The 10435-nt window shown below is 71.3% G+C and carries 9 protein-coding genes; 5 read left to right on the forward strand and 4 right to left on the reverse strand.

Going from position 1 to position 10435, the window contains the following annotated elements; translation table 11 throughout:
• The 4 genes from WMI84_RS14140 to WMI84_RS14155 all read right to left on the reverse strand — a co-directional run bounded on the left by WMI84_RS14140 (position 1) and on the right by WMI84_RS14155 (position 5589).
• Positions 1-786 carry a slipin family protein gene (locus WMI84_RS14140; RefSeq protein ID WP_347354235.1) on the reverse strand — a complete coding sequence of 262 codons (786 nt, stop codon included), beginning with the start codon at positions 784-786 and terminating at the stop codon, positions 1-3.
• Entirely contained in the window at positions 783-1517 is a 735-nt protein-coding gene (locus WMI84_RS14145; RefSeq protein ID WP_347354237.1) for a hypothetical protein, read from the reverse strand. The genes WMI84_RS14140 and WMI84_RS14145 overlap by 4 nt, the downstream gene beginning before the upstream one ends.
• A gap of 7 nt (positions 1518-1524) precedes the next feature.
• Positions 1525-3843: a cbb3-type cytochrome c oxidase subunit I gene (locus WMI84_RS14150; RefSeq protein ID WP_347354239.1), complete on the reverse strand. Its 2319-nt coding sequence runs from the start codon at positions 3841-3843 to the stop codon at positions 1525-1527.
• Positions 3844-4146: 303 nt separating this feature from the next.
• On the reverse strand, positions 4147-5589 hold the full coding sequence (locus tag WMI84_RS14155) for an aromatic amino acid lyase (RefSeq protein ID WP_347354241.1): 1443 nt from the start codon (positions 5587-5589) through the stop codon (positions 4147-4149).
• A 211-nt stretch (positions 5590-5800) separates the two neighbouring features.
• Between WMI84_RS14155 and WMI84_RS14160 the strand changes: the two genes are divergently transcribed.
• The 5 genes from WMI84_RS14160 to WMI84_RS14180 form a co-directional block, all read left to right on the forward strand.
• Positions 5801-6895 (forward strand): ABC transporter ATP-binding protein, encoded by a 1095-nt coding sequence (locus tag WMI84_RS14160; RefSeq protein WP_347354243.1) that lies wholly within the window; start codon positions 5801-5803, stop codon positions 6893-6895.
• On the forward strand, positions 6895-7539 hold the full coding sequence (locus WMI84_RS14165) for an ABC transporter permease subunit (protein WP_347354245.1): 645 nt from the start codon (positions 6895-6897) through the stop codon (positions 7537-7539). The genes WMI84_RS14160 and WMI84_RS14165 overlap by 1 nt, the downstream gene beginning before the upstream one ends.
• Entirely contained in the window at positions 7536-8294 is a 759-nt protein-coding gene (locus WMI84_RS14170; RefSeq protein ID WP_347354247.1) for an ABC transporter permease subunit, read from the forward strand. Before WMI84_RS14165 ends, WMI84_RS14170 begins: the two co-directional genes overlap by 4 nt.
• A gap of 97 nt (positions 8295-8391) precedes the next feature.
• On the forward strand, positions 8392-9318 hold the full coding sequence (locus WMI84_RS14175; RefSeq protein WP_347354249.1) for an ABC transporter substrate-binding protein: 927 nt from the start codon (positions 8392-8394) through the stop codon (positions 9316-9318).
• Positions 9319-9500: 182 nt separating this feature from the next.
• Positions 9501-10435 (forward strand): LacI family DNA-binding transcriptional regulator (locus WMI84_RS14180; protein ID WP_347354251.1); only part of this gene is annotated, 935 nt, incomplete at its 3' end.

Raw genomic sequence — 10435 nt, forward strand, 5'->3', positions numbered from 1 at the left:
TCAGTCGTCCTTCGGCTCCGGGGGCGCGAGCCGGTTGATCAGCGGGCCGATGACGTCCATCGGCAGCGGGAAGACGACCGTCGAGTTCTGGTCCGCGCCGAGCTCGAGCAGGGTCTGCAGGTAGCGCAGCTGCAGCGAGGCCGGACTCTGCGAGAGGGTGTCGGCGGCCTGCTTCAGCTCGGCCGAGGCCTGCAGCTCCCCGCGGGCGTTGATGACCTTGGCGCGCCGCTCCCGCTCGGCCTCGGCCTCCTTGGCCATGGCCCGCTGCATCTGTTCGGGAATCTCCACGTCCTTGATCTCGACGACGGACACGTCGACGCCCCAGGGCTTGGTCTGCACCTCCATGATCTCCCGGAGGTCGTTGTTGAGGTCCTCGCGGTGGGCCAGCAGGGTGTCCAGGTCGGCCCGGCCCAGCACCGAGCGCAGCGTGGTCTGGGCGATCTGCGAGGTCGCGACGGCGTAGTTCTCGACCTGCATGATCGCCGCCTCCGGGTCGACCACGTTGAACAGCACGACCGCGTTCACCCGGGCCGGCACGTTGTCGCGGGTGATGACCTCCTGGGGCGGGATCGTCAGCGTGACGACGCGCAGGTCCACCCGTTCGAGCTTGTCGACCACGGGGATGACGACCCGAAGGCCCGGGCCGTAGATCGGCCGGAGCCGGCCGAACCGGAACAGGACGCCGCGTTCGTACTGCTGGATGACCCGCAGGCAGGCGAAGGCAAGGGCGATGGCCACGATGACGATGGCGAGCACGGGAGCGATCCAGCCGGGCACGGCACTCATTCCTTGGTGGTGGGATCGGGCAGCTCGACCCGCCGCCGCTCGCTGCGCCAACGCGTGGCGTAGCGATCGACGATCTGGTCGAGCTCGGCGGCGCCGGCCAGGGCGGGCGTGGCGCCCGCGACGGGTCGGTGGCCGGCCACGGACCGGGCACCGGCCCGCGCGACGGCGACCGGCTCGTCCGCGGCCGGGGTGGTGTCGCGGGGGACGGACATCGGGAAGTTGGTCGGCGTGTGCCGCAGCGCCCACCCGAAGCGGACGGCGACGACGAGCGCCACGACGGCGGTGCTCAGCAGCACCACGACCTCACCGGGCCGGTGGAAGCCGACGAGCAGCGCAGCGGGCATGAAGACCGCGACGACCGCGACGCACAGGCTGATCCCCCGGTGGAAGCGACCCGAGTCCGAGAACGGCCAGGGGTCGACCGCCCGGGTGATCTCCCTCGGCCCCGGGGAGGGCGAGCACTCGTCCTTGATGGGACACCGACCGCAGATCTCGTGCTGGCCCACGTAGCGGATCACCCGCTTCTCGGGGTCGAAGGCGGCCGGGTAGAGCCACTGGTCCTGGTGGCACTGCCAAGCGTCCTTGCCCTCGTGGTAGACGAAGTTGCCGGTGCGCCACTGGGCCGACTTCTCGGCCGAACGTCGGCCCATCTGGTCAACCCCCCACGCGATGAGCAGCAGCAGGAAGGCGTAGCCGCTCACCAGCAGGACCGTGACAGCTGGGGCCTGCATCAGTCGCTCACTTCCTCTCGCGCCCCGCCGGCTCGAGCTCGACGAACAGGACGTCCTGCGGCAGCTCCTCCACCGTCTTGCCGTGCCGGAAGTACCGCACGCCGAGCCAGGTGATGTAGAGGAAGGGCAGCACGCCGCCGACGATGAAGATGACGTCACCGGGCAGGCGGCCCCATTCCAGCAGCGCGTTGTTCGGGTTGGTGATGTAGCCGAGGGTGCGCGCCTCGTAGTAGCCGGTGCCGACCGAGTAGTACAGCTGCAGCACGCCGAGCGGCAGGAGGGTCGCGAACACCATCCAGGCCAGCCCGATGTTGAGGCTCCAGAACGACACCTTGGCCCACTTCTCCGGCCACTTGTCCGGCGGGATGAGGTAGCGCAGCGCGAACATGGCCAGCCCGACGGCGAGCATCCCGTAGACGCCCATCATCGCGGCGTGACCGTGGTTGGCCGTCAGGGCCGTGCCGATCTCGTAGTAGCTGACGATCGGCAGGTTGATCAGGAACCCGAAGACCCCGGCGCCGACGAAGTTCCAGAAGCCGACGGCGACGAGGAACATCACCGCCCACCGGTGCGGGAACGGCTTGGACGACTTGGACTCCTGGCGGGCGCCCAGCTGCATGAAGGCCCACGCCTCGACGGTCAGGAAGGTCAGCGGGATGACCTCGGCCGCCGAGAAGAAGGCCCCGAGGGCCATGTGCTCGACCGGCGTGCCCGAGAAGTAGAGGTGGTGCATCGTGCCGATGACGCCACCCATCGAGTACAGGATGACGTCCATGAAGATGATCCCGAGCGCGATCCGCTCGCGGACGACCCCCAGCATCACGAAGATGTAGGCCACCATCACCGTGGTGAACAGCTCGAGGAAGTCCTCCACCCACAGGTGCACGACCCAGAAGCGCCAGAACTCCGCGACCGACAGGTGCGACTCGGTCGTGGCCAGCAGCCCGACCGCGTAGAACGCGGGGATCGTCAGCGCGGAGAAGAAGAAGAGCCACGGCATGTTGCCCTTCGACTCGGTACGCAGCCGCGCCCGGATCCCCCGGTAGATCATGATGATCCAGATGAACATTCCCAGCGTGAGCAGGCCCTGGAAGACCCGCGGCAGGTCCAGGTACTCCCACTGCTGCTCGAAGATCGGGCCCGTGGCCCACGAGACGCCGTGGATCGAGAGGGCCTCGGCCGCGAGCGATCCGAAGACGACCACGGCGAGCGCGCCCAGCAGGGCGTAGGCCAGCTTGCTCTGCCCCTTGGGCTCGCGCCCGGAGATCATCGGGGTCAGGAAGATGCCGGCGGCCAGGAACGCGGCCGCGGTCCAGAAGAGCGACAGCTGCAGGTGCCAGGTGCGGGCCAGGTTGAACGGCAGCAGCTGGGCCAGGTCGAAGCCGAAGAACGACAGGATGTCGGCTCGGTAGTGTTCGGCCGCCGCCCCGACGACCGTCTGGATCAGGAAGAGCAGCGCGATGACCAGGAAGAACCACGCCGTCGCCCGCTGGGCCAGGGTGAGCCCCACCTCACCGGGCTGCCGGAAGGAGATGGTGGGGGCCTCCTCGGAGTGCCAGCCGATCCGGCGGCTCCACCGGCCGTAGACCGCGAACATGATCCCCGTGCCGCCGATGAGCACGATCAGCGAGAGCCCCGACCAGACGAGCATGTCGGCGGTCGGCCCGTTGTCCACCCGCGGCTCCATCGGCCAGTTGTTCGTGTACGAGTAGTCGAAGCCGGGTCGCTCGGCGGCCGCCGCCCAGGCCGTCCACGCGAAGAACGACGTGAGGTCCTTGACCTCGGCCGGGTCGCTCACGACGTTGGGGATCAGGCCGTGCTTGGTCGAGTCCTCGCCGAAGAAGTCCGTGTAGTAGGCGATCTGGGCGCGGTAGGCGTCGGCCTGCACGTCGGTGAAGGTCAGCGTGCCGGTCGCGGCGTCGTAGCGGTTGGTGCGCCACTCCTGCACCGTCCGCTCCCGCGGGTCCTGCACCTGCGCGTCGGTGAAGGCCTGCCTGGTGAAGTCCGTCGCGTGCCGCAGGTACTCGGCGGTGAAGTCCTGGCCGAGGTAGGCGCCGTGGCCCACGATCGAGCCGTACTCCATGAGACCGCGCGCCTGGAACAGCCGCTGGCCCTCGGTGATCTCGGCGCCGGTGAAGAGCGTCTCCCCCGACTCCGTGACCACCTTGTCGGGCTGCGGCATCGAAGCCGTGTAGGTGCGGTAGGCCAGGAACCCCATGACGAAGAAGCTGAAGATCATCACCAAGGCCACGCCTTGGGCCCAGCCCTTGGACACGAGCATCTGGCGGGTGGGTCCGGATCGGCGTGGGATGGTCTGGTTGGCCATCAAGACTCCTGTAGCTGCTAGGAGGGACGGGGGGAACCGATTAGCTACGGCGGCGACAGTCTTTATTGCTGGACCAGACGGTAACAGCAGTCGGGCGGCTGCGCCCGTCAGGGGGTCCGCGGGATGTCGCCGAGATCCCTTGGCCACGAAGCTGGTTCCCGTCCGGTGTCGGCCGCGCACCGGTTGGGCGCACGGATCGGGCGTGCTCACAGGGCTGCCGACGTGACGGCTCGTGCGCGCGCACCCGGCTCCCCCTCGCCCTCGCCGGCACCGCCGCCGACGGCTCGTGCGCGCGCAGGCGGCTCAGCGCCATACCGTCTCGTCGTCGAGCAGCGCCCGCGCCTTGGCCACGTCGTCGCTCGTGTCGTGGTCGGATCGGATTCGCCCGAGGCCCGCCACGCGCTGCCAGACCGACTCGAGCGGGCCGGCCAAAGGGGCGGCGCGCAGGTGCAGCGCGGTGACGGCGGCCAGCAGCTCGCAGGCCAGCACCTGCCGGTATGCCGTCGCGGCCTCGCCGAGGCGGGCTGCGGCGTGCGTGGCCTGGCTCGCGTCGTCCTCGATCCCCGCGGACAGGTGAGCGGTCCCGAGCAGCGCCGGCGCCGCGGCGAGCGTGCGGAGCCGCTCGACGGCAGAGGCCGCGGAGTACTCCAGGATGAGCAGCCCGTTGGCGCCGGGCCGATCGCCCAGGAAGCGCGGCAGCCCGTACCCGCCGTCGGTGAGCAGGTGGGACAGCCGCGACAGGCCGGTCCGGGCCGACGCCGCCAGCGCGATGGCCGTGGCGTCCAGCCACAGCGTCAGGGCGGCGAGGTGGAAGCCGCCGTGGTGGGCCACCGCCGGCGGGTCGGTGGACAGGACCGCGGGGTTCTCCGACCCGGTGTTGACCAGCGTCTCGAGGCCGGCCCGCAGCCGGTCCAGCTCGGCCAGCAGGGGACCGTGGACCTGCGGGTAGCAGCGCAGCCCGAAGAAGTCCTGCACCTGGGCGGCGCCGGCGGGTACCGGGGCGAGCAGGCCGGACACCCTCGCGGCGACGCGACGGACCGCGGGCAACGGCGTGACGACGTCGACAACCGGCCCGACGGCCTGCCGGTTGCCGCCGAGGGCGACGTGGGTCAGGGCGTAGACCACCATCGCGTGCTGCGAGAGTCGTTGCAGGACAACGGTCCCCAAGGCCGCCTGGGCGAGCGTGAGCGCGCTGCTGGACATCAGCGGCAGGGCGTCCTGGTCGGGTCGCCCGCCGGCCCAGCCGGCGTCGGGAGCAGCCCGGCCGCCCCGGCGCGGACGCTCCCCGAGCAGGGTCAGCCCGACGGTGGCGAGCGCGGACAGGTCGGCGGTGCCCACCGACCCGTAGGCGTGCACGACCGGCAGGTCTGCGTCGGCGCCGTTGACCAGCCCGACCAAGGCGGTGGCGAGGCGGGGACTCGCGCCGGAGGCGCCGGCGAGCAGCTGGTTGGCCCGGATGCCGCACAGCGCCCGCACCGTGCCGGGCGCGATTTCCGGCCCCCACCCACCGGCATGGCTGCGCAGCAAGGCGGTCCCGGGTCGTTGCTCCACGGCCGCAGCCTGGTCCCGGTTGGCGCCCACCCCGGTGGTGCGGCCGTAGACCCGAGAGGTGCGCGCCGCGGCGGCCACGGCTTCGGCTGCGGCCGCCATACCGGCCACGGCAGCCGGGTCCGCCCGGCACCGCGCCCCGGACGCAAGTGTCTCGACCGCGTCGAGGGTCAAGGACCGGCCATCGAGGTGGATCACGCCTACCTCCCTCTGCAGCGCCCACGCCATCGCGGCCGGTGGGGGTTGCCCCCAACTGTTGTCATCCCCGTACCGGTCGTGCAAGGCTCGGGGCCGAGGGTTTTCCCGACCGGGCACGACGGAGGTGTGGTTCGCTGGTACATCCGGGCGGCTCGAGCACCGCCGGCCCGGGCACTGCATCCCAGCTCGGCGAGCGCGAGGTGACGAGTCGATGATCCGCTTCGAGTCGGTCGGCAAGTCGTACCCCGACGGGACCGTCGCCGTGGGTGACCTCAGCCTGGACGTGCCGGACGGCCAGATCACCGTCTTCGTCGGGCCGTCCGGGTGCGGCAAGACGACCTCGCTGCGCATGATCAACCGGATGATCGAGCCGACCAGCGGCCGGATCACCGTCGACGACCGCGACACCGCCACGATGGACGCGGCCACCCTGCGGCGCAGCATGGGCTACGTCATCCAGCACGCCGGGCTGTTCCCGCACCGCACGATCAAGGCCAACATCGCCACCGTGCCGCTACTGCTCGGCTGGGACCGGCGCCGCGCGGAGCGGCGCGCGCTGGAGCTGATGGAGCAGGTCGGCCTGCCCGCCCACCTGGCCAAGCGGTACCCGGCCCAGCTCTCGGGCGGGCAGCAGCAGCGGGTCGGCGTCGCCCGGGCCCTGGCCGCCGACCCCCCGATCATGCTCATGGACGAGCCGTTCAGCGCGGTGGACCCCATCGTGCGCGAGCAGCTGCAGGACGCGTTCCTGCGGCTGCAGGCCGAGCTCGGCAAGACGATCGTGTTCGTCACCCACGACATCGACGAGGCGATCAAGCTCGGGGACCAGGTCGCCGTGCTCCAGGTGCGGGGCGAGCTCGCGCAGCTGGCTCCCCCGGCGACGCTGCTCGCCGAGCCGGCCGACGAGTTCGTCGCCGACTTCGTCGGCAAGGACCGCGGCTACCGGACGCTCAGCTTCCGCTCGGCCCCCTATCCCGTTGCCGAGGAGCCGACGGTGCCGGTCGGCGCGAGCACCGACCTGGTCCGCCGCACCGCGGTCGGCGGCTGGGCGCTGGTCACCGACGACGAGCGGCGCCCCCTCGGCTGGGTCGACCCGGACAAGGTGGACGGCACGGTGTCGACCCGGTCGCTGCACCGCGGCGGGACGGTCGCGTCGGTCACCGGCACCCTGCGCGAGGCCCTCGACGCCGCACTGTCCTCCCCCTCCGGACGTGGCGTGATCGTCGATGACACCGGAGCGCTGCTCGGCACGGTGCAGGCCCGTGAGGTCGTCGACGCGATCACGGCCACCGCACGTCGGGAAACCTGATGGACTGGTTCACCGCGCACGCCGGCGAGGTCTGGCCGTTCTTCGTCGAGCACCTCTACCTGTCCGGCGTCCCGCTGCTCATCGGCCTGGCGATCGCGCTGCCGCTGGGCTGGGTGGCCAAGCGCTACCGCTTCCTCGGCCCGCCGCTCATCATGGGCACCGGGCTGCTCTACACGCTCCCCTCGCTCGCCGTGTTCATCCTCCTGCCGGGCATCCTGCACACCCAGATCCTCGACCCCGTCAACGTCATCGTCGCGATGACCGTGTACACGGTCGCACTGCTCGTGCGCACGGTCGCCGACGGGCTGCACGCCGTCCCCGAGGACGTCCTGCTGTCCGCGACCGCGATGGGCTACCGCCCGTTCGCCCGGCTGGTCAAGATCGAGCTGCCGCTTGCCGTCCCGGTCATCTCGGCCGGGCTGCGGGTCGCCGCGGTCAGCAACGTCAGCATCGTCAGCGTCGCCGCCATCATCGGTGTCGAGCAGCTCGGCTCGCTGTTCACCGACGGGTTCAATCGGGCCTTCTTCGCGCCCATCATCACCGGCATCGTGGCCTGTGTCGTGCTGTCCCTGCTGCTCGACCTGCTCATCATGGGCGTGACCCACCTGCTCACCCCGTGGGCCCGGACGAGGCGGCCGACATGATCAACGAGATCATCGCCTGGCTGTCCGATCCGGCGCACCTACCCGAGATCGTCGAGCGCACCCAGGAGCACGTCGTCTACTCGATCATCGCAGTGGCCGTCGCCGCGGTCATCGCGATCCCGGCGGGTCTCTGGGTGGGGCACACCGGGCGGGGCCGGTTCGTGGTGGTGAACCTGGCCGGGGCCGCCCGCGCCATCCCGTCGCTGGGCCTGCTCTACTTCATCGTGCTGTGGCTCAGCCCGAAGATCAGCGGGGACCTGGCCTTCCTCGTGCCCAACCTCGTGGTGCTGATCGTGCTGGCCATCCCGCCGCTGCTGTCCGGTGCCTACGCCGGCATCGAGGAGGTCGACCCGGCCGCCCGCGACGCCGCCCGCGGGATGGGGATGCGCGGCTGGCAGGTCCTGCTCAAGGTAGAGGTACCGTGCGCGCTGCCGCTGCTCTTCTCCGGGCTGCGCTCCGCGTTCCTGCAGGTCATCGCGACGGCGACGATCGCCGCCACCGCCGCCCTCGGCGGACTCGGCCGCTTCCTGATCGACGGGCTGTCCGTGCGCGACTACCCGCAGATGGCCTCGGGCGCCGTGCTCGTGGCGGTCCTCGCCATCGTCGTCGACCTGCTGTTGGCCCTGGCCCAGCGGCTCGTCACCTCGCCCGGTGTGACCGGCCGGTTCGGCGGCACCCGCCGCAGGGGTCGCGAGGGGCGTCGGGCGGCCGGTCGGGCCGTTGTCAGTACCGACCCGGAGAATGCCGTGGGCTGACCCGTCCGGCACGTGGCCCATCCAGACCCGGTCGACACCGCGGGCCCGACACCCGGGGCTCGACTCAGACCCAGGGCTCGACACAAAGGAAGAGAACATGATGAAACCCTCGAAGATCGCCCTCGCCGCCATGAGCGCTGCCGCGCTGCTCGGCCTGACCGCGTGCGGCAGCGGCGGCGGTGACGACAACCCGCTGAGCGGGCCGACCTCGGCATCGGCGTCGGACACGATCACGGTCGGGTCGGCCAACTTCCCCGAGTCCGAGCTGCTCATGGACATCTACGCCGGGGCGCTGCAGGCCAAGGGCGTCAAGACCGCCACGAAGCCCAACATCGGCAGCCGCGAGGTCTACATACCCGCCCTGCTCGACGGCTCGATCGACCTGGTCCCCGAGTACACCGGCGTGCTGCTGCAGTACTTCGACAAGAACGCCACAGTGGGCGATGCCGAGACCACCTTCAAGGCGCTGCAGGCCGCGCTGCCACCGGACCTGACTGTGCTCGACAAGTCCGCCGCCGAGGACAAGGACGCCGTCGTGGTCACCAAGGCCACCGCCGAGAAGGACCACCTGACCTCGCTCGGCGACTTGGCGCCGTACGCCAAGGACATGGTGCTGGGCGGCCCACCCGAGTGGAAGACGCGCGAGACCGGCGTGCCGGGCCTGAAGCGCGTCTACGGGCTGACGTTCAAGTCCTTCAAGCCGCTCGACGCCGGCGGCCCGCTCACCGTGCAGGCCCTGAAGAACGGGCAGATCCAGGCGGGCAACCTCTTCACGACCGACGCGAACATCCCGGCCAACGGCTTCGTCGTGCTGCAGGACCCGAAGGGCCTGTTCGGCTCCCAGAACATCGTGCCGCTGATTCGCAAGTCCAAGGTCAACGACACCGTGAGCGGTGCCCTGAACGCCGTGTCGGCCAAGCTCGAGACCGAGGCTCTGGCCAACCTGGTCAAGCAGGTCGTCATCGACAAGAAGGACCCGACCGCAGTGGCCAAGGAGTTCCTGTCCAGCAACGGTCTGGGCTGACGGGTCCGAGGGCGGGCCGGCGACGGTCAGGCGCGACGGCGGTCCGCGACCGGCAGGCCGGCGGGCCGCTCCGCGACCGGCGGACAACCGGCGGGCCGGGCTGCGACCGGCAGGGGCGGGCCGGGCCGCGACCGGCGGACAACCGGCGGGCCGGGCTGCGACCGGCGACTACCGTAGGAGACATGACCCCACCGGGCCGGCGACCGACCTTGGCCGACATCGCCCGGGAGACCGGGCTCTCCAGGGCGGCCGTCTCCTACGCCCTGCGCGGCTTGCAGGTCCCGGTGGAGACCCAGACCCGGGTGCGCGAGGTGGCCGACCGGCTCGGCTACAGCGCCAACCCCATCGCCCGGGCGCTGTCCTCCGGCCGGACCGACACGATCGGCGTGCTGTGCGGATCCCTCGACGACAGCTGGCAGCAGGCCGTCACGGCGGCCCTGGTACAGGCCCTGCCGGAGACCGGCCGTCAGGCCGTGATCATGGACGCCGGATCGGACCCGGCGGTGCAGCTCGCATTGGCCGAACGTCTCGTGGACACCCGCGCCGACGCCATCGTCGTCATGCCGCTCGACCCGGCCGCGCCGGAGTGGTCCGACCTCGCCGAACGCGCGACGGTCGTCTCGATCGGCGACGGTCTGCCGACTGCCCGGGCAGCGGCCGAGATCGTCTACGACAACGTGGCGGGGGTCACCGACGGGCTGGGCCGCCTCGCCGCGGCCGGCCACGAACGGGTCGCGGTGCTCTCCCCCATCGGGGTCGACACCCCGGACCGTCCCGCCGAGGCCGTGGTGGCCCGGGTGGGCGCCGAGCTGAGCCTGCTGGCCCGCGTCGTGCAGTCCCCGCACGAGCTCGACGCCGCGTGCGCCGTGGTGCGCGCCGAGCTCGCCACGGCCGAGCCCCCGACGGGGTTCCTCTGCCTGGCCGACTCGATGGCGTGGGGGGTGTATGCCGCCGCGCGTGAGCTCGGTCTGACGATCCCCGGCGACCTCTCGGTCATCGGGTACGACGACGCGCCTGTCTCGCGGCTGCTCGTGCCGCCGTTGACCACCTACCACTGGCCGATGGGGCGTCTCGTGGACGCCGTCACGCGCACCCTGGAGCGGGCCATCGACGAGGG

Source organism: Intrasporangium sp. (assembly GCF_039812505.1).
Lineage (GTDB): Bacteria > Actinomycetota > Actinomycetes > Actinomycetales > Dermatophilaceae > Intrasporangium_A.

Bases quoted from the DNA above. Each gene is read 5' to 3' on its own strand.
- WMI84_RS14175 (WP_347354249.1), top strand. From the start codon at position 8,392: ATGATGAAACCCTCGAAGATCGCCCTCGCCGCCATGAGCGCTGCCGCG.
- WMI84_RS14165 (WP_347354245.1), top strand. From the start codon at position 6,895: ATGGACTGGTTCACCGCGCACGCCGGCGAGGTCTGGCCGTTCTTCGTC.
- WMI84_RS14160 (WP_347354243.1), top strand. From the start codon at position 5,801: ATGATCCGCTTCGAGTCGGTCGGCAAGTCGTACCCCGACGGGACCGTC.
- WMI84_RS14145 (WP_347354237.1), bottom strand. From the start codon at position 1,517: ATGCAGGCCCCAGCTGTCACGGTCCTGCTGGTGAGCGGCTACGCCTTC.
- WMI84_RS14170 (WP_347354247.1), top strand. From the start codon at position 7,536: ATGATCAACGAGATCATCGCCTGGCTGTCCGATCCGGCGCACCTACCC.
- WMI84_RS14140 (WP_347354235.1), bottom strand. From the start codon at position 786: ATGAGTGCCGTGCCCGGCTGGATCGCTCCCGTGCTCGCCATCGTCATC.
- WMI84_RS14150 (WP_347354239.1), bottom strand. From the start codon at position 3,843: ATGGCCAACCAGACCATCCCACGCCGATCCGGACCCACCCGCCAGATG.